The 16,926-nt window shown below is 40.7% G+C and carries 21 protein-coding genes; 15 read left to right on the forward strand and 6 right to left on the reverse strand.

Annotated elements, in window-relative coordinates; genetic code table 11:
- The first annotated feature begins 1 nt into the window (after position 1).
- The 4 genes from phnL to phnP are packed head-to-tail and all read left to right on the forward strand — an operon-like array spanning position 2 to position 3,311.
- The gene (gene phnL / locus K358_RS18135; protein ID WP_211232234.1) at positions 2–748 is read left to right on the forward strand and encodes a phosphonate C-P lyase system protein PhnL; all 747 of its coding nucleotides are present in this window, start codon (positions 2–4) and stop codon (positions 746–748) included.
- A 12-nt stretch (positions 749–760) separates the two neighbouring features.
- Positions 761–1,894 (forward strand): alpha-D-ribose 1-methylphosphonate 5-triphosphate diphosphatase, encoded by a 1,134-nt coding sequence (gene phnM, locus K358_RS0105880; RefSeq protein WP_027695949.1) that lies wholly within the window; start codon positions 761–763, stop codon positions 1,892–1,894.
- Entirely contained in the window at positions 1,894–2,529 is a 636-nt protein-coding gene (gene phnN, locus K358_RS18140; RefSeq protein WP_038149872.1) for a ribose 1,5-bisphosphokinase, read from the forward strand. The genes phnM and phnN overlap by 1 nt, the downstream gene beginning before the upstream one ends.
- The gene (gene phnP / locus K358_RS0105890; RefSeq protein WP_027695950.1) at positions 2,526–3,311 is read left to right on the forward strand and encodes a phosphonate metabolism protein PhnP; all 786 of its coding nucleotides are present in this window, start codon (positions 2,526–2,528) and stop codon (positions 3,309–3,311) included. The genes phnN and phnP overlap by 4 nt, the downstream gene beginning before the upstream one ends.
- 356 nt (positions 3,312–3,667) lie before the next feature.
- Here the strand turns inward: phnP and hutZ are convergent, their stop codons facing one another.
- The gene (gene hutZ / locus K358_RS0105895) at positions 3,668–4,216 is read right to left on the reverse strand and encodes a heme utilization protein HutZ (RefSeq protein ID WP_027695951.1); all 549 of its coding nucleotides are present in this window, start codon (positions 4,214–4,216) and stop codon (positions 3,668–3,670) included.
- Positions 4,217–4,225: 9 nt separating this feature from the next.
- Positions 4,226–4,735 carry a heme utilization cystosolic carrier protein HutX gene (hutX, locus tag K358_RS0105900; protein WP_027695952.1) on the reverse strand — a complete coding sequence of 170 codons (510 nt, stop codon included), beginning with the start codon at positions 4,733–4,735 and terminating at the stop codon, positions 4,226–4,228.
- A 144-nt stretch (positions 4,736–4,879) separates the two neighbouring features.
- Between hutX and K358_RS0105905 the strand changes: the two genes are divergently transcribed.
- From K358_RS0105905 to K358_RS0105935, 7 genes are all read left to right on the forward strand, one after another.
- Positions 4,880–5,674, forward strand: coding sequence for an energy transducer TonB (locus K358_RS0105905; protein WP_027695953.1), 795 nt, complete (start codon positions 4,880–4,882; stop codon positions 5,672–5,674).
- Positions 5,675–5,677: 3 nt separating this feature from the next.
- Entirely contained in the window at positions 5,678–6,376 is a 699-nt protein-coding gene (locus K358_RS0105910) for a MotA/TolQ/ExbB proton channel family protein (RefSeq protein WP_027695954.1), read from the forward strand.
- Positions 6,373–6,798, forward strand: coding sequence for an ExbD/TolR family protein (locus tag K358_RS0105915; protein ID WP_027695955.1), 426 nt, complete (start codon positions 6,373–6,375; stop codon positions 6,796–6,798). Before K358_RS0105910 ends, K358_RS0105915 begins: the two co-directional genes overlap by 4 nt.
- Positions 6,799–6,832: 34 nt before the next feature.
- Positions 6,833–7,774 (forward strand): heme/hemin ABC transporter substrate-binding protein, encoded by a 942-nt coding sequence (locus K358_RS0105920; RefSeq protein WP_051241229.1) that lies wholly within the window; start codon positions 6,833–6,835, stop codon positions 7,772–7,774.
- A gap of 7 nt (positions 7,775–7,781) precedes the next feature.
- Complete coding sequence (locus K358_RS0105925) at positions 7,782–8,816, forward strand: FecCD family ABC transporter permease (RefSeq protein ID WP_027695957.1); 1,035 nt, start codon at positions 7,782–7,784, stop codon at positions 8,814–8,816.
- Positions 8,817–8,830: 14 nt separating this feature from the next.
- Positions 8,831–9,628: a heme ABC transporter ATP-binding protein gene (locus K358_RS0105930; RefSeq protein WP_027695958.1), complete on the forward strand. Its 798-nt coding sequence runs from the start codon at positions 8,831–8,833 to the stop codon at positions 9,626–9,628.
- Positions 9,629–9,735: 107 nt separating this feature from the next.
- Positions 9,736–10,050 (forward strand): DUF406 family protein, encoded by a 315-nt coding sequence (locus K358_RS0105935; protein WP_027695959.1) that lies wholly within the window; start codon positions 9,736–9,738, stop codon positions 10,048–10,050.
- A 77-nt stretch (positions 10,051–10,127) separates the two neighbouring features.
- Here the strand turns inward: K358_RS0105935 and K358_RS0105940 are convergent, their stop codons facing one another.
- Positions 10,128–11,255, reverse strand: a complete 1,128-nt coding sequence (locus tag K358_RS0105940; RefSeq protein ID WP_027695960.1) for a 1-acyl-sn-glycerol-3-phosphate acyltransferase — start codon at positions 11,253–11,255, stop codon at positions 10,128–10,130.
- A 268-nt stretch (positions 11,256–11,523) separates the two neighbouring features.
- Here K358_RS0105940 and K358_RS18145 point away from each other — a divergent pair, with 268 nt between their 5' ends.
- The gene (locus tag K358_RS18145) at positions 11,524–12,135 is read left to right on the forward strand and encodes a hypothetical protein (RefSeq protein WP_051241215.1); all 612 of its coding nucleotides are present in this window, start codon (positions 11,524–11,526) and stop codon (positions 12,133–12,135) included.
- Positions 12,136–12,142: 7 nt separating this feature from the next.
- Here K358_RS18145 and K358_RS0105950 read toward each other — a convergent pair whose 3' ends face one another.
- A complete protein-coding gene (locus K358_RS0105950) occupies positions 12,143–12,718 on the reverse strand; it encodes a nicotinate-nicotinamide nucleotide adenylyltransferase (protein WP_051241216.1) in 576 nt (191 codons plus the stop codon).
- Positions 12,719–12,856: 138 nt separating this feature from the next.
- Here K358_RS0105950 and nadE point away from each other — a divergent pair, with 138 nt between their 5' ends.
- A complete protein-coding gene (nadE, locus tag K358_RS0105955) occupies positions 12,857–13,687 on the forward strand; it encodes an ammonia-dependent NAD(+) synthetase (protein WP_027695962.1) in 831 nt (276 codons plus the stop codon).
- Between the two features lie 127 nt (positions 13,688–13,814).
- On the opposite strand, the gene K358_RS0105960 is transcribed toward nadE, so the two are convergent.
- Both K358_RS0105960 and K358_RS0105965 read right to left on the reverse strand, forming a co-directional pair.
- Positions 13,815–14,384: a YceI family protein gene (locus tag K358_RS0105960; protein ID WP_027695963.1), complete on the reverse strand. Its 570-nt coding sequence runs from the start codon at positions 14,382–14,384 to the stop codon at positions 13,815–13,817.
- Positions 14,385–14,395: 11 nt separating this feature from the next.
- Positions 14,396–14,935, reverse strand: a complete 540-nt coding sequence (locus K358_RS0105965; protein ID WP_027695964.1) for a cytochrome b — start codon at positions 14,933–14,935, stop codon at positions 14,396–14,398.
- 356 nt (positions 14,936–15,291) lie between these two features.
- Here K358_RS0105965 and msrP point away from each other — a divergent pair, with 356 nt between their 5' ends.
- Positions 15,292–16,302 carry a protein-methionine-sulfoxide reductase catalytic subunit MsrP gene (gene msrP / locus K358_RS0105970; protein ID WP_027695965.1) on the forward strand — a complete coding sequence of 337 codons (1,011 nt, stop codon included), beginning with the start codon at positions 15,292–15,294 and terminating at the stop codon, positions 16,300–16,302.
- The gene (msrQ, locus tag K358_RS0105975; protein WP_027695966.1) at positions 16,302–16,913 is read left to right on the forward strand and encodes a protein-methionine-sulfoxide reductase heme-binding subunit MsrQ; all 612 of its coding nucleotides are present in this window, start codon (positions 16,302–16,304) and stop codon (positions 16,911–16,913) included. The genes msrP and msrQ overlap by 1 nt, the downstream gene beginning before the upstream one ends.
- The last annotated feature ends 13 nt before the right edge of the window (positions 16,914–16,926 follow it).

Below are 16,926 nucleotides of genomic sequence, written 5' to 3' on the forward strand. Positions count from 1 at the left end.
CATGAAGAATCAAAAAACAATCATGCTCAAGGTCAATGACGTCAGTAAAATCTTTGTGCTGCATAACCAAAGCGGGATCCGTTTACCCGTATTAAACCACGCGAGCCTTAATGTAGAGCAGGGCGAATGCGTTGTGTTACACGGTCACTCTGGCTCAGGTAAATCGACATTATTACGCGCTTTATATGCCAATTATTTAGTTGATAGTGGTTCGATTGAAGTTCGCCATAACCAACAATGGATCGATATGGTTCAAGCATCTCCACGCCAAGTACTTAATATTCGTCGCCATACTATTGGCTGGGTCAGCCAGTTCTTACGAGTGATTCCACGCATCAGTGCGCTTGAAGTTGTGATGCAACCTATGATTGAGATGGGTGGTGATCGCATTGAAGCAGAACAGAAAGCCAAAACTTTATTAAGTCGTTTGAATGTGGGTGAGCACTTATGGCATTTAGCGCCAGCCACGTTTTCAGGTGGTGAGCAGCAGAGAGTGAATATTGCACGCGGCTTTATTTGGGATTATCCCATTTTATTACTCGATGAACCAACCGCCTCACTAGATGCAAAAAATAGTGCAGTCGTGGTGGAATTGATTCAAGAGGCTAAGCAACGTGGCGCAGCAATTGTGGGCATATTTCATGATGAAATAAACCGTAATCAAGTCTCGGATCGCTTATATCACATGAGTACTCAGACTATTTCTCACACTAATCAAATCAATGCGGCAACGACTACGCCAGTTTAAGGACCAAATAATATGATCATTACCAATGTAAATTTAGTGCTCAAAGATGAAATCGTTAAAGGGTCAGTTGAAGTTGTAGATGGTGTGATTCGCAGTATGTCGAATACTTCAAGCCAATTACCACAAGCAATTGATGGCGATAATGGCTTTTTAATACCGGGCTTGATTGAGCTGCACACTGATAATCTTGAGAAGTATTTTGCTCCTAGACCCAAAGTGGATTGGCCACCATTATCAGCCATGAAAGCCCATGATACTCAACTTATTGGAGCAGGGATCACTACGGTATTAAATGCGCTTTCCTTAGGAGACCACCGCGGTGAACTTCGTCATGAAATTCTCGATAGTCAGATTGATACCGTAGTACAAAGCCAGAAAAATGGTACTAATCGCGTTGATCATCGTCTGCATTTACGTTGTGAAGTACCACATGACACTACCGTTGGCATTTTTGAGCGTTATATTAATACTCTTGGAGTACAACTAGTGTCTTTGATGGATCACGCACCGGGGCAGCGTCAATTCGTCAATATAGAAAAATATCGCACCTATTATCAAGGTAAATACGGTTACAACGATGCCGAAATGGCCGAGTTTGAAGCCATGCAGCGAGCATTTTCCGAACGATGGTCTGCACCGAATCGTGAAGACATTTGTGGGCAATGCCGTGAACGTAATATCCCAATGGCAAGCCACGACGATGCAACACTAGCTCATGTTACAGAATCAAAAGATCTCGGTATGGTGATAGCAGAGTTTCCTACCACATTGGAAGCGGCCAAAGCCTCAAGAGATCTTGGTTTGCACGTATTAATGGGGGCACCAAATGTTATCCGTGGAGGATCACACTCAGGCAATATTGCCGCGCATGAACTGGCGAGTATAGGCGCGTTAGATATTCTTTCCTCGGATTATTACCCAGTCAGTTTGCTCGATGCCGTGTTTAATTTAGCCAATGATTCTCGTAATTCATTAACGCTTTCTGATGCGGTTAAACTTGCAACCTTTAATCCTGCTCAATCACTGCAACTGTTTGATCGTGGCGTAATTGAAGAAGGAAAACGAGCTGATTTATTACTCGCGCAGTATAAACACGGTCAAGCCTATATCGATGGGGTTTGGCGTGAAGGGATAAAGGTCTTTTAATGGAATCTAGTTATCCTCATTCAAGGTCAACCGCTTGTTTATTCTACGTAATTGGCGCGTCTGGTTCTGGTAAAGATAGCGTAATGAATCGAATTCGTGAGCACTGGCCAAAACACATCATGATTGCCCATCGTTATATAACACGCTCTGCCGATGCAGGAAGCGAAAATCATGTGGCGTTGTCGTCACATGAATTTTCACAGCGTAAAGACAACCAGCTTTTCGCTTTAGATTGGCAAGCCAATGGGCATTGTTATGGTATTGGTTGTGAAGTAGATGTGTGGCTAGATAAAGGCGTCGATGTCATGATTAATGGTTCACGAGCCCACTTAGAGCAAGCGAAAAAACGTTATGGCTGCACCTTAATTCCTGTGGTGATAAGCGTTGAAAGCAACATACTGAAAGAGCGACTAATTGCCCGAGGAAGAGAAAGCCTTGAGGAGGTTGAACAGCGTTTGATTCGTTCTAATCAATTGAATTTACAGCCAATAAAAGGCGCAATACAACTCGATAATAGTGGCTGTTTAGATAAAGCAATTGAACCTTTTAATAAGTATTATCAGCAACGACTTTTATCTATTCAATCATGTACTGTAGATAAAAACAGTAGCCAATTAATGGATGAAAAAGGATGAAACTAACCTTATTAGGAACAGGCAATACCGGTATGTTGCCTGTATATGGTTGTGATTGCCAAGCTTGCCAACGTGCAATAGAAAACTCGCAATATCGCCGACAAAAAACGTCTGCGTTAATTGAACATAATGGTAAGCAGCTCTTACTGGACGCCAATTGTGATGATCTTTTACAACGTTTTCCTAGTGGTTCTATCGATAGAATTTTACTCACGCATTATCACATGGATCATGTTCATGGCTTGTTTGATTTACGCTGGGGAGTCGGGGAGAGCATTCCGGTTGATGGACCACCTGATGAGCAAGGCTGTGACGATTTATTCAAACATTCAGGCTTATTAGACTTTCAACCGCCATTGACTGCATTTGAATCGTTCACATGGCAAAACATTACGATAACGCCTTTGCCAATGCAGCATTCTAAAATCTGTTTTGGGTATTGCTTTAGCTACCGAGATTTAAAAACTGGAAGCACAAAACGATTGGCTTATTTAACCGATACTGTTGGTTTGCCTAAAGACACTCAAACATGGCTAGAGAATAGGAGTATCGATATTTTACTTATCGATTGTAACCATTCACCGGAATTCAACAATCCGAATAGAAACCATAATAATCTAGGCGATGTTGTCGAGATAGTCACAGCAACCAAACCAAAGCAAACTCGACTAATTCATATCAGCCATCAACTAGAGTGTTGGGCAATGCAAAATCCAGATTACTTTAAACCAGAATTTTGTCTGGGTAAGGATGGAGAGCAATTTAGCCTAAATCTAATCTAGAGAATGTATTAAGTTGGGTTACCGACAAAGACAAAAGATGGTCTTTATACAGTTTAAAGAAATAGAAATTGTTTGAGATGTTTTACAATTTAAGGAATCACAGGGCATAACAGACTGATTATTAAGAAATCGAGTACCTTATTTAACATAAGATACATAATGCGCACTAAGGTTGTAATGTCCTGCTTGAGCAAATTGACGGTATCCGTTGAAACACTTCGCAAATGGATAATTGCTAAGGCCGCATCTAGGCGGCCATATGTTTATTTATAAAACCCTTGCTGTTCTACTGTGACACGTAGATTAAAATGGGAACTTGATGACTAAAATCGTTTACGCCCTTTAGTGCGCAATTATTATTGGTTACTGATCTTTTTATGGCCTTTATCTAAGTGCACCACATCAACAAGATCGTCACCTGAAACTTGAAATGCCTGGCCAAACCCTTTAACAAACAGACCTTGTACGGGTTTTAAACAAAAAAGTTTAAAGTCTTCTAATTGGCTTAATCCTTTCACTATTTCACCAAATCGTTGTTCTAGCTCTGCTGTCACTTGTTGCCATTGTGCTGAATCTCGTTCAACAATATTTGCAACCGCATCAAACGTTAATCTCTTACGAGCAAATAATTGCTTAGAGTTATCTTCGTCTTCAATCAACATTAAAGATACTTGGGGGTTTGCGATAAGGTTTCTAGCGTGACGAGCAATTTCAGAAATGAGTACAAAGTATCCATCACCATTTACCACAAAAGGTGCATAGCTCACGTTAGGTTTACCTGTGTCATCAACCGTCGCTAACTGGATGGTTTTTCTTTTTGAGCGAAACTCTTGAATTTCTGGTCCTAGCCTATTTTGTAACCTTTCTTGTTTTACTTCTTTTGCCTGAATGGTTTGGCTTTCCATAATGTTCCCTTATTGGCTTAATTCAATTTGAATTTGTTTAAATTTCTCTACCTGATCCGCGAATAAAACGCGTTTCTGATCTCGACCTAAATAAATTTTAAAAATACTATTTCCTAATGAATCAAAAAAGCCGAAGTAATAGCTCTCCTTTCCTCTGAAAGGTTTTGAGACAAGAGCAACTTTGTCGATAAGATCTAACCTTAAGTGACCGTGTAACTCACCAGGTTTGCCCATTAAATTATAGTAACCATGAGCATTTTTACCTTTTGGGAATGCTGCTTTAACTTCAAAGATAGATCCAAAGGAATGCATTATGGTGGTTACAGGTCCCCAACCGACAATGCTTTCGAGCAATGTTTGCGCATGTTCACCGGGTACGATAACCGCCATATCGTCTGGAAATGCACAAACTACTTCTCCTTCGCTAACACCTAAGTGTTGAGCTAAGGTAACAGGTAAAGTGCTGTCATCTTTCTCTAGAAACTCTCTAACTTTTTGTTTTAGTTCATCCCTATCCATTGTTAATCACTCTTTTTGTATTCGTATTAAGCATGTGAGAGGAATCATAAATTCACACAAATGAGAATGCAATTGATAATTGATATTATTTAGATTGTGATCAATAATCGTTGAAAGTTAAGTTTATGTTCTAAAGGATTTGATGTGAACGTTCGTCGTTATACTTGTGCTGCTCTTATTTCTTTTGGCGCCCATGCTGCGTTAGTCAGTCAATTTGATGAAAAAAAAGCTTTTGCCATGCCTGTTGGTAATCAAGCGAGCACAATTTCTCTTCAATTTGTCAAAGCGCCATCACCTTCTACATCAACAAAATCTGAGATAAAGCCAAGTGAGTCGACGAATCTAACGTCACCTTCTGAAAAAACAGAGCCTACACCGCCTACCCCTAAAGCGGCGCAGCCTGTAGAACCTAAGGTTGCTTCTGTTAATGAAAATCCGGTGGTAAATAAAAAGCCCGTTAAAAAGAATAAGTCTATCGAAAAACAAACAGTTGCTAAAAAAGAGATAGCGAAAAAGCCAGTATCAAAACGCTCCGTCGTAAAAGAGCCATCAATAGATAAGACGCAGCCAAAGGCTAAAGTTGAACCAGTTGTTGAAAAAGAACTTACCGCTCAGGCTTCACCTGCAAGCTCGGCAAAGCAAGGCGTAAGTGAAAAACCAATCCTTATTGAACAGCCAAGCTTTTTAGCGCCACCAACAAAGCCCCGCTACCCTAGGTTAGCTCAGCGCCGAGGTATTGAAGGCACGGCTATGTATGAAATTTGGCTCGATGAAAATGGTCAACAAATTAAGCAAAACTTATTGTCTTCCTCTGGTGCCTCGATGCTTGATCAAGCGGCGCTAGAGGCAATAAAAAAGTGGAAGTTTTCACCACGTAAAATCAATGGTACTTCGATCGCGCATCGAGTGCAGGTTCCTATTCGTTTCAAGTTGGATTAATCAATGATATTTATTTCTCAAATAGAGCAGTTGCTTGGCTTAATGGCTTGGCCGCTTATGATTTGTTCTTTGCTTACCTTGATTATTATTGTCGAGCGTTTAATTCATGTGATCTTTAATCACTCGGTTGGACGAGCTCAAATTTCAAGCCCTCTAGCCTCAATTAAGCCATCAGAAACGGCAAAAGTTCAGCATTTAGCGGATATTTTTTCTCAACGTCGTGCTGTGATTTATCAGGGCGTTTCATTACTTCTTCGCCAGTCATCTTTAGCTAAGCCATTGCGTGAAGATGTGGCAGGAATTTGGCTACAAGAAAAGCGTCATCAGTTACAAAGCGGTTTAAAGATCCTCACACTTATCGGTGTTATCAGCCCATTAATCGGTCTATTAGGAACCGTATTGGGGCTAATCGATATGTTTAAAGGTGTGGCGGCGAGTTCTGGCAATATTACGCCAAACGATCTTGCCGATGGCTTAGGTATCGCGATGCGCACGACTGCTGCTGGCTTGATTATCGCCCTACCTGCGATTGTCAGCGCGCAGCTTTTCACTTTGTGGTCAGAGCAGCTTATTAGCAAACTTGAACATGCGATGAATCGAGTCAATTTATGGATTGAAGGTGTCGATATGATGCCCTCTGAAAAAGCACCATCAGCAGAGTCTAGGCATTCAACTGCCACAGAAGCGCAGGTTGTAAAATGATTCGCTCAAATACCTCAAGTTACTCATCACCGATCACTCCTGACTTAACACCACTTCTCGATATTATTTTTATTGTGATGGTTTTTTTAATGCTAACCGCTTCCGTTAAGTTGAGTTCATTAGAAGTGCAACTCCCCTCAACGGAATCGGGTGAGGCGAAAGTTGTCGAGAAACAATCCATCACAATCAACATTTTAAATCAGCCCCCCTACTGGGCGATTGATGGGAAAGCTTCCCCTAGTTGGGAGGCATTTAAAAAATCTTTAACGACGACTGCCACGCAAGACCCTAAAAAAGAAGTGATTATTGCCGCCGATAAGCACGCTGAAATACAACATATAGTGAAATTATTTGGCTTCCTTCAACAGCAAAACATCTCAGCTACTCAAATTCTCATGGAGGAACCAACCAATGTTAAATAGCAATAAGAATAAGTTAAATAGCGACAAGAATGTTATGCCTTCTTTCGACGCTATTTCTTCTTTTGATGTAAGGAAACGTCAAAGCTTTAAAAAGTCTGCGTTAACGGTTTTATTGTCAGTCGTTGCTAGCTTTTCATCTAGTGTACTAGCTTCTAATACTGTGGCTTCTAATGCTTTGGATTCTGATACTAATAGCAAAACCGAACGTATTATTAGTGCCGGCGCAGCCGTGACTGAAATTATTGAAGCATTGGGCGCGGAAGAGCAATTAGTGGCAATTGATGTCACCAGTGAACAGCCTAGTGGAAAATCATTACCGGTAGTGGGTTATCACCGCCAACTCTCTACCGAAGGGTTGATGGCACTGCAACCGAGCTTATTAATAGGTTCGGATGAAATGGGCCCTGATTCGACTCTCAATACGTTAAAGCAAGCCGGCATTACTGTCGCGGTCGTTAATAACGAAGCGACGATTGAAGGACTAGATAAACGTATTGACCAAATTGCTGACATTACCGGAAAGCAGCAACAAGCCACCAGTATTAAGCAAAATGTGGATAAACAAGTTGTCGCTTTAAAGTCTCATCAGCCACAAGATAAAAAGAAAGTGATGTTCTTACTTATCCATGATGGGCGCCCTGCAAATGTGGCCGGCAACCATACAACGCCAAATGCTTTAATTGAAATGATGGGTGCTATCAACCCTGCCGCAGCATCATTCGATTCATACAAGCCTATTTCATTAGAGTCGATGATTGAGATGCAACCTGATGTCATTTTAGTGAGTGGTCGTAGCTTAGATGACTTAGGTGGCGCGGAAGCGATTTTAAAAAAAATGCCTATGTTAGCGGCAACCCCAGCAGGAAAAGCTCATAACATCATTTCGATTGATGGTAAGGCGTTAGTTGGCGGTGTGGGCTTAAAAACACTATCTGAAGCTGAGCGTATTCAGCCTTTAATTTACCCTAGCGAGTAAGTTAAACATGTTAAGACAAGCTTCTCTACCCATTATTTTATTCTTGTTTACTAGTCTTGTGATTATCACCAGTCTGGTATCGATAGCGGTTGGGCCGATGCAGATTAGTCTGACCCACAGCATCATGAGCTTTCTGCCATCCAACTCAGAACTCCCTCAACATGTCGCTTTGATTATTCATCAAGTACGCTTACCAAGAACATTACTGTGCTTGTTAGTTGGCGGGATCCTGGGATTGTGTGGCGCGGTCATGCAGGGTCTATTTCGTAACCCGCTTGCTGAACCTGGCATAATCGGTGTCTCCGCAGGCGCCGCCTTGGGCGCTGCACTGGCGATTGTGTTATTTTCTGGCATGGCAAGCTACTACCCTAATTTTATGAATTTCGCTGCGGTTCCAATATTTGCTTTTCTTGGCGGCGCTTTAACGACAATTATTGTTTATAAGCTAGGCACCAGTAACTTAGGGACTTCCGTTACCATTATGCTATTAGCGGGGGTTGCCATTAGTGCCTTATCGGGGGCTGCGATTGGTTATTTAAACTTTATTGCTGATGACCAAATGTTAAGAGATCTCTCATTGTGGTCTATGGGATCATTAGCGGGTGCGACTTGGCCTAGTATTACTCTAGCTAGCATAACGTTGGCGCTATTATCGTTTCTATTTATTAAACAAGCTCCAGCTTTAAATGCCTTGCTGTTAGGTGAATCGGAAGCTAAGCACCTTGGAGTACCGATTCAATCTCTCAAGCGTCGTTTGATCTTACTAACGGCAGTCGGTGTGGGTGTGACGGTCAGCTTAAGCGGCATGATAGGTTTTGTGGGGCTCGTGATCCCGCATCTAGGTCGAATGTTGGTTGGGCCAGATCACCGTACCTTACTCCCCGTTTCTATTCTATTAGGCGCTTTACTGTTAACCGTTGCGGATATGTTTGCACGAGTGGCGGTGATGCCCGCTGAACTTCCGGTCGGTATTGTGACTGCTCTCGTTGGTGCCCCTTTCTTTCTGTATCTTCTATTTAAGCAAAAGGGACGTTTTATCTAATGCAGGTTAAAAATATGCAGTATGAAATCGCCATAAAAGCACAGCACCTCACCTTACAATATGGCAAAAAGCAGATTTTAAATGATGTCAGCTTAGATATTCGTCTAGGGGAAGTAACGGCTTTACTTGGCCCTAACGGTACAGGAAAAAGCAGTTTATTGAAGTTGTTATGTGGAGAAGCATCACTCTCACAACAAGCGAATTCAAATGCCAGTTTGCAATATTTTGGTAAGCCCACGGCAAATTGGGATAAGCAGCAACTTGCACGTCATCTGGGTATGTTGCCTCAACATAGTACCCTATCATTTCCTTTCTTAGTTGAAGAAGTCGTTGAGTTAGGTGGTTTACCATTAAATACTTCTAAAGCTGAACTAAGTATTATTGCTAGAGAAAAAATGAAGCAAGTGGACATACTCGCTATGGCCAAGCAGCTTTACCCTCAATTATCTGGCGGTGAAAAGCAGCGAGTACACCTAGCACGAGTATTAACTCAGCTTCATTATGCTCAATCTAATCGCATCTTTATGTTAGATGAACCGACTTCTGCACTCGATTTAGCACATCAACATAATACCTTGCAGTTAGTAAAAGAGATGGCTAAGACTGGTACTGCTGTTGTCCTTGTGTTGCATGATTTAAACTTAGCTGCTCAATATGCAGATAGAATTTTACTACTCGATCAAGGTGACATTATAAGTGATGGCAATGCTTGGCATACTTTAACTGCATCGAATATAGAACAAGTCTATGGGCAAAAAGTACTCTTATCTGAACATCCTCAACATGGGTTCCCTGTCATTATGCCGGCTTAGTCACTACAGCTAATATGCTGTGGGTTTGTTTTAGCTCAATGCTTTTTTCTGGTTTTCATCTAAAATCAGGCGTAAAGTACCCACAGTTTTTGTACGAGGATAAACATATGACAACAGAAACAGAGTTAGAAGTAAGCGCAGAAAATGAAGTATGCGAAGCTTGTGGCTGTAGTGCGGAAATGGGATTCATCATCAAAGAAGGTGATGATGTTGCTGAAGTCACCATTTTAGCTCAAGGTAAAGAGACATTAATGGCTCAACTTCAACCTTATCTTCAACTTGCTGAGCGTGTGAATTCAAACTATCAAAGTGACATTGAAGATGTTGCCGACAATGCCACGCAACTAACCGCTCGCATTAAGTTTGAATGTAGTGCTGAAAAGTTAATTTTTGAACTTCAAAGCCGTTCTTTGAATCGATAATTCGATCTACTCTTTAGGTAATAAAAAAGCAACTGAATCAATCAGTTGCTTTTTTATTACTGGATTTTAGTCGTCGGTTATTCTTCTAGTTGCACGACTTCGTTTTTCTTGGCAACCGGGTTAGCATACATCGCGACTAATTTTTCTTGAGCACCCGCCGGTAACGCTTTTAATTTTTTAGCAAAGTTCGCTTCAACTTCTTCCGTGATGGCATCGCTTTGCTTACCCGCGGCTAATAAGTTTACTGGGTACAAACGGTACAGAGCATGAATTTGACGATCTAACTCTTTGGCAAGTTCATCGGGACTTTCAAAATCATCGGTGATCACATCACCAAAGCTAACATGTACTCGCCCTTTTTCACCAATAATGCCTTTAACAATACTAGCAATATCTTCAAATTCTGTTTTTTCGTATTTACCATTTACTTCGATTTCATAAAGCTCTTTGGCTTTGTCGATATCACAAGGATCATTTTCATACGAAATAGAAACGGGCACAATTTTGAGTGATTTAATGTAGTCAGGAAACGAAATTTTTTGGCGACGCCCTTCTACGTGAAACATCTTCAAAATAGCCGGCTCTGTCATGTCATTACCGTCTTTTGCTCTCCCTTCTCGCTGAGCAATCCAAATAGAATTCTTAGTTTCTAATGAATGCTTAATATAAGACGACAGTAAACCTAACGCTTTCATCATTTCACGGGGCGCTTTAATTGAGCGTTTTACGATAAAGCTTTTATTCAGCTTCATCATCTCAGTTGCACAAGGCATTTTTAATAAGTTATCACCAATCGCGATGCGAACGGTTTTATGACCATTATTATAAAGGCCCCAGTTAACTAATGCTGGGTCCATTGCAATATCGCGGTGGTTAGAAACAAACAGATAAGCTTGCTCAGGGTCTAGCTTTTCTAGGCCCGAGTACGTCACGCCATTCGTCGTCTTATTTAAGGTTGATCCCATGTAAAGCTCAACTTCACGTTGAATATCATCAACGGTTTTGAGTTTCGACCATTTGATCTTTAGATAGACTTTTATCGCAGGAGAAACCAGCTTTTTAAACCAAGCCGGTTTATGAGAAAAACGATATTTGATGATCGCATTAATGAAGCTGTCATCATTAATTAGACGCTCAAGAGCTGCTGGGATTTCATCATCATTATAAGGACGAATTTCTTTGTATGGATCGTTATCAATGCTCATTAATTTACTGCAGTTATGAATAAACAGGTAATTTTACGATGATATGCTCCAAATAGACAGGAACAATCTCAAGGTAAAGCCAATTGGGATGCGTAAATTACCTGAATTCGTTAAATTAGTGAATAGACGAATGTTCAAGTTTAACAAAACCCTTAATTTCATTGCGCTAAAACAACAACACTAGAAATGTTTTAGGGATAAAAGTGATTGGAATGATGACTAGAAAACGGTATCTTAGCGCTGAATTTTAATCGCTAAAAAACGGCTCATGAACTATTTAATCGCTCATCAGATACATCAATATCCTTTCTTGCATACCACCGCGCGTAAAAAAACTATAAAGCATAAGTTAATTTCTGTTTTAAGTGGCTTTGCTTCTGTGCGCTTGGGGAAAGCGGAATATGTGATGAATGCGGGGGATACTTTCTGGCTGCCTTTTGACTGTTTAAACGCCCTAACCTACTTTCCAAACTGTTCATTGATTGAAGTGGAAGTATCGGTACGTTCAACCAAGAACTATCCCCACCAAGCGGGTTTAGTTCAACGCTCAGCACTATTAGATGTTTTGCTAGATACCTTGAGTCAATCCCCTTTTGATCCAAGCAATAATGAGCAGAAAAAATGGCTGGAAATTGTAGATTTTGAATTTGAAAAACTGAGCCCTAAGCTAGATGACTCAGTGTTAACGCTAGAAAATGCAGCTAAAATACCAAGTATTGATCACGCCTCACTGCAAATGGCATTAAAAGTAAGACAAGCCTTTAAACTTCGCGCATCAGGCATTAAAACAGAACGTATTATTGATGAGGTGTTTTCGGCAAATGCCCAGCAGGCTGAGCAATTGTGTTTGGCGATTGCGAATAAATCGTTAAGTTCATAGAGGATCTTTAGCTATAAAGTTTATGCTCTTGAATATATATCTCGACAGATGGCGTAGTAAGGTCGTCAATTGATTGATGATTGGCAAGACGCTGTCTGATCTGAGTACTACGAACCGGTAATGTTTCAGGACAAGCCAATATTGACCATTTGGTCGTGATTTCATCCGCTTTATAAAATTTACCAAAGTTTAGAAAGTTATCAGGACCAAGAACAAAGGTAAGCTGACTTTGTGGGTAGCGTTCTTGTAGCGCTGTCATCACGGCATAGGTCGTTACTGACTGCCCTTGCTCCTCTACATTTGACTGCAAAATCTCCGCTTCAACATTGCTTATTTGTAAATTCTCTAACTTAGCATCTCGAATAAAAGCTTCAACCATCTCGCAGCGAGCGGAATACTCGAGCATGTCTTTTCCCCATGTGTGAGCAATACTTGGCACTAACAAAACCAAATCATAATGTTTGAGTCTTTCTAGTACACTTTTGTGTCCCAAGCTTGGCGGATTAAACGCACTACCAAAAATTGCAATATTCACGAAGCAGAAATTCCTCAAGTCGATATCGAATAGACGCAAGATTACCATCGTTAGTCATACAGTGATATATACCCAAGTAACTTGGCTATGGGCTAGACTCACTCCTTGAGGTCACTTAGGTATAGTTATATGATTGGAATCACAGTTTAATCTATAACTTTTTTTGCTGCACAATAAGGAATTCTCATGGAGCAACTCATTCGTCAAGAAATGCAAGTCCTACCCGCTATCGATGCTCAATTTGAAATTACTCGCCGAGTTTCTTTTATTAAGAATAAATTGCAGCAATCTGGCTGTAAGTCATTAATTCTTGGTATTAGTGGCGGTGTCGATTCGACTACCTGTGGTCGTCTTGCTCAGTTAGCGGTAGATCAACTGAATACCGAAAATAATACAACTGACTACCAATTTATCGCAGTACGCCTACCTTACGGTGAGCAGAAAGACGAAGATGAAGCTCAAGTCGCACTGTCATTTATTCAACCTACCCACTCTATTTCAGTCAACATTAAAGCCGGTGTTGATGGTCTGCACGCGGCAAGCCATGAAGCATTAAGTGGTACCGGGCTACTACCAAGCGATCCGGCGAAAGTCGATTTTGTGAAAGGTAATGTTAAAGCTCGTGCCCGTATGGTGGCTCAATATGAAGTGGCGGGTTATGTTGGTGGTCTAGTGTTAGGCACAGACCACTCTGCAGAAAACATTACTGGTTTCTATACTAAGTTTGGCGATGGTGCGTGTGACTTAGCTCCACTGTTTGGTTTAAACAAACGCCAAGTTCGTCAAGTAGCTGCTGAACTCGGAGCACCAAAGGCATTAGTTAAGAAAGTACCCACCGCCGATCTTGAGGAGCTTGCGCCACAAAAAACCGACGAAGATGCACTAAACCTAAGCTATGACCAAATTGATGATTTCTTGGAAGGTAAGCCAGTGGCGCAAGAAGTGGTTGATCGTTTAGTGGATATTTATAAAGCAACGCAACATAAACGTCAGCCTATACCGACAATTTATGACTAAATTTTTTATAACACAGCTTTTTATAACAAAGCTTTTTACGATTGAATATTGAAGTTACGTTTTCAAATAAAAACAAAGGCTCACTAATTTAATTAGCGAGCCTTTGTTGTATGAAGTCTATAAACCGTTACTGCTTAATACCTTCAACATAAAGGTCTAAGTCCACGTAAGTTGCCCCTGCCATTTCTTGAATACCAAAGTCTTTTACTTCCAGGCGAGTAGTACCTTTAAATCCTGCACGTTCATTACCCCACGGGTCTTCACCTGCACCGATAAATTCAGCATCAATGGTTACTGGAACCGTTTTACCATGTAGCTGTAAGTTACCGTCAATCGCTAATTGACCGTCACCTTTATCCGTCACTTTAGTGCTTGTAAAGGTTGCTTCAGGGAATTTACTGACATCTAAAAAGTCATCGCTACGAATGTGCTTGTCACGATCAGCATGGTTTGAATCAATGCTGCCAGTATCGACAACAACATTTACTTTTGAAGCTTCAACATTGGCTGGATCGTAAGAAAAGGTGCCTTGAAAATCATTAAAACGGCCTTGTGTGAAACTGTAACCTAAGTGGCTTACACGAAAGTTTACTGAGGCGTGGGCTCCTTTAGTGTCAATTTGGTAATCCGCTGCAATTGCACCCATAGGTAATACCATAGTGGCACATAGACCAGCGGTAGTTAGCCATTTTTTCATTTCCATTTTGATCATTTTGTCGCTCCTGTCATTTTACGTAACGTATTGTCTTTATTAACAAAGTGATGTTTTAGTGCTGCAATCGCATGTATAGATGTTAAACCTATCAAGGTACATGCAAAATAATAATGTAGTAAACCTGCGATATCTGATTGGTCTTCAAATAGTGCACCGAGGGATGGTACGGTGTACCAATCAAAAATATCAATCCCACGTCCATCAGAAGTGGAAATGAGATAACCTGAAATAAAAATGCCAAACAGCAACGCATACATTAAAAAGTGAGCTATTTTCGCTGTCACTTTTTCAAATGCAGTCCCTTCTACTTCAGGTGAGCGCGTAAATAAGCGCCAAATCACTCGAAACACAGTATAAGCCGCGAGCAATAATCCGACTGATTTATGCCAATGTGGTGCATCTTGATACCAAGCACTGTAATAACTTAAATCAACCATCCATAGACCAGCAGCAAATAAGCCAATAATAACAACAGCCGAAATCCAATGGTTAATTTTGCTAATAAGGTTATAGCTATGTACAACTTGATTCATGTAACTAATTCCATATATGAAAGTTATTTTCGTTTAGTCATAGTATTACTAAAACATTCACAGAAGATAAGAGTCTGCTTTGGTCAACTTGTTCAATTTTTTTGACGATGTTGTATACATTGTGACAACCATTAGTATTGTAAGGAATAACAAACGTAAAATCATAGATACTTTTATGTAACAAATATTTTGTCAAGAAGTGTCAAGTTAATCAATGCATATGAATAAACTGAAATTATTTATGCCCTACTGCGGTCTTATACCCAAGTGACCTAAAATGCAGAATTGAACTCTGAGCTTAAAGTCACTTAAGTATAAAAACGAATATTATTTTTCATCTTCACAAGGATTGCTTTATGTTGATTAAATCACGCCCATCTTGGTTTTTAAGTGAAAATGATGCCACTCCAGAGTCTATTTATAAACAGCGTAGAGACATTGTTAAAAAACTAGGTATTGCTGCGGCAGCTGCTCCTTTTGCGTCTCAGGCTCATGCCGGATTGTTTGATGTATTCAGTTCATCTGATGAAAAAGCCATGGCTCAAGATTCAAGAGTAGTATTAAAAGGCTCCGATTCTAAGTATTCCACGAAAGGACTAGCGCTGACACCAGAAAATAAAATACTGACTTATAATAATTTTTATGAATTTGGTACAGGTAAAGGCCAGCCTGCAGAGCAAGCAAAGAATTTTAAAACCACGCCTTGGACGATAGAAATCACAGGGGAAGTTACCAAACCAGTGAAGCTTGATATGGCTGATGTGATGAAGAATATGGAGATTGAGGAACGAATTTATCGTCACCGCTGCGTAGAAGCCTGGTCGATGAATGTTCCGTGGTTAGGTTTCACATTAGCGTCACTATTAAAATTGGTTCAACCAACCAGTAAAGCGAAATATGTGGCATTTGAAACGCTTTATGATCCTGAACAAATGCCTGGACAGCGCGGTTTTTCAAGTATCGATTATCCGTACGTAGAAGGTTTAACCATTGCCGAGGCTATGACCCCACTGACCTTAATGACGGTCGGTTTATATGGTAAAACTCTCGCCCCACAAAATGGCGCTCCATTACGACTCATTGTGCCTTGGAAATATGGCTTTAAAGGAATTAAGTCGATTGTCAAAATCCACTTACTTGAAAAGCAACCGCCAACTACCTGGAATTTACTTGCTCCTGATGAGTATGGCTTTTATGCCAATGTGAATCCAAATGTTGATCACCCTAGGTGGAGCCAAGCAAGTGAACGATTTATTGGTGAAGGCAGCCTATTCAGCTCCGTTCGACAAGAGACACTGATGTTTAACGGTTACGGTGAGCAAGTTGCCTCGTTGTATAAAGATCTAGACTTAAAGCGAAATTATTAATGCCTTTAAAGCCAAAGCACATTATTGGGTTAAAAGTGTTCATACATTTAGCCCAAATATTTTCATTTACTTGGTTGGTTTTTGCCGTGATTAATGGACATTTAGGGGCAGATCCTGTTCAGCCAATTATTCACTTTACCGGTAAAGCGGCCCTTAATACCCTGCTGATTACTCTACTTATTTCACCGGTAGCGAGAAAATTCAAACAAGGTCAGCTAATTAGAGCGCGCCGACTGTTAGGTGTTTATAGCTTCGCTTGGGCGGTTATACACTTAACGGCATTTGCTTGGCTAGATTTGGCTTTACAGTGGCAATTAATTGGCAGTGAAATCATTAAACGCCCTTACCTTGTTTTAGGTGCGATGATTTGGATTATCCTACTGTTACTGACTATCACTTCCACACAAGCGATGCAACGCAAACTGGGCAGAAAATGGCAACAATTGCACAATTGGGTATATCTTGCCGCCATACTCACACCAATCCATTATTACTGGTCAGTTAAGTCTGAAGTTTTTGAGCCAAGCCTCTATATTGCAGGAGCCTTGTTTTTATTGTGGCTAAGAAAAGAAAAAATCCAGCGCTGGCTTCATATTCAGCGTCAAAAATAAAGCACAGTCATAA

The sequence above is a fragment of the Vibrio litoralis DSM 17657 genome (assembly GCF_000426765.1).
In the GTDB taxonomy this organism is placed as follows: domain Bacteria; phylum Pseudomonadota; class Gammaproteobacteria; order Enterobacterales; family Vibrionaceae; genus Vibrio; species Vibrio litoralis.

Bases quoted from the DNA above. Each gene is read 5' to 3' on its own strand.
- phnL (WP_211232234.1), top strand. From the start codon at position 2: ATGAAGAATCAAAAAACAATCATGCTCAAGGTCAATGACGTCAGTAAA.
- phnP (WP_027695950.1), top strand. From the start codon at position 2,526: ATGAAACTAACCTTATTAGGAACAGGCAATACCGGTATGTTGCCTGTA.
- hutX (WP_027695952.1), bottom strand. From the start codon at position 4,735: ATGGATAGGGATGAACTAAAACAAAAAGTTAGAGAGTTTCTAGAGAAA.
- msrQ (WP_027695966.1), top strand. From the start codon at position 16,302: ATGCCTTTAAAGCCAAAGCACATTATTGGGTTAAAAGTGTTCATACAT.
- K358_RS0105910 (WP_027695954.1), top strand. From the start codon at position 5,678: ATGATATTTATTTCTCAAATAGAGCAGTTGCTTGGCTTAATGGCTTGG.
- phnM (WP_027695949.1), top strand. From the start codon at position 761: ATGATCATTACCAATGTAAATTTAGTGCTCAAAGATGAAATCGTTAAA.
- K358_RS0105920 (WP_051241229.1), top strand. From the start codon at position 6,833: ATGCCTTCTTTCGACGCTATTTCTTCTTTTGATGTAAGGAAACGTCAA.
- K358_RS0105935 (WP_027695959.1), top strand. From the start codon at position 9,736: ATGACAACAGAAACAGAGTTAGAAGTAAGCGCAGAAAATGAAGTATGC.
- K358_RS0105940 (WP_027695960.1), bottom strand. From the start codon at position 11,255: ATGAGCATTGATAACGATCCATACAAAGAAATTCGTCCTTATAATGAT.
- K358_RS18145 (WP_051241215.1), top strand. From the start codon at position 11,524: ATGAACTATTTAATCGCTCATCAGATACATCAATATCCTTTCTTGCAT.
- K358_RS0105965 (WP_027695964.1), bottom strand. From the start codon at position 14,935: ATGAATCAAGTTGTACATAGCTATAACCTTATTAGCAAAATTAACCAT.
- K358_RS0105915 (WP_027695955.1), top strand. From the start codon at position 6,373: ATGATTCGCTCAAATACCTCAAGTTACTCATCACCGATCACTCCTGAC.
- K358_RS0105950 (WP_051241216.1), bottom strand. From the start codon at position 12,718: ATGGTAATCTTGCGTCTATTCGATATCGACTTGAGGAATTTCTGCTTC.
- msrP (WP_027695965.1), top strand. From the start codon at position 15,292: ATGTTGATTAAATCACGCCCATCTTGGTTTTTAAGTGAAAATGATGCC.
- K358_RS0105925 (WP_027695957.1), top strand. From the start codon at position 7,782: ATGTTAAGACAAGCTTCTCTACCCATTATTTTATTCTTGTTTACTAGT.
- hutZ (WP_027695951.1), bottom strand. From the start codon at position 4,216: ATGGAAAGCCAAACCATTCAGGCAAAAGAAGTAAAACAAGAAAGGTTA.
- K358_RS0105960 (WP_027695963.1), bottom strand. From the start codon at position 14,384: ATGAAAAAATGGCTAACTACCGCTGGTCTATGTGCCACTATGGTATTA.
- K358_RS0105930 (WP_027695958.1), top strand. From the start codon at position 8,831: ATGCAGTATGAAATCGCCATAAAAGCACAGCACCTCACCTTACAATAT.
- phnN (WP_038149872.1), top strand. From the start codon at position 1,894: ATGGAATCTAGTTATCCTCATTCAAGGTCAACCGCTTGTTTATTCTAC.
- nadE (WP_027695962.1), top strand. From the start codon at position 12,857: ATGGAGCAACTCATTCGTCAAGAAATGCAAGTCCTACCCGCTATCGAT.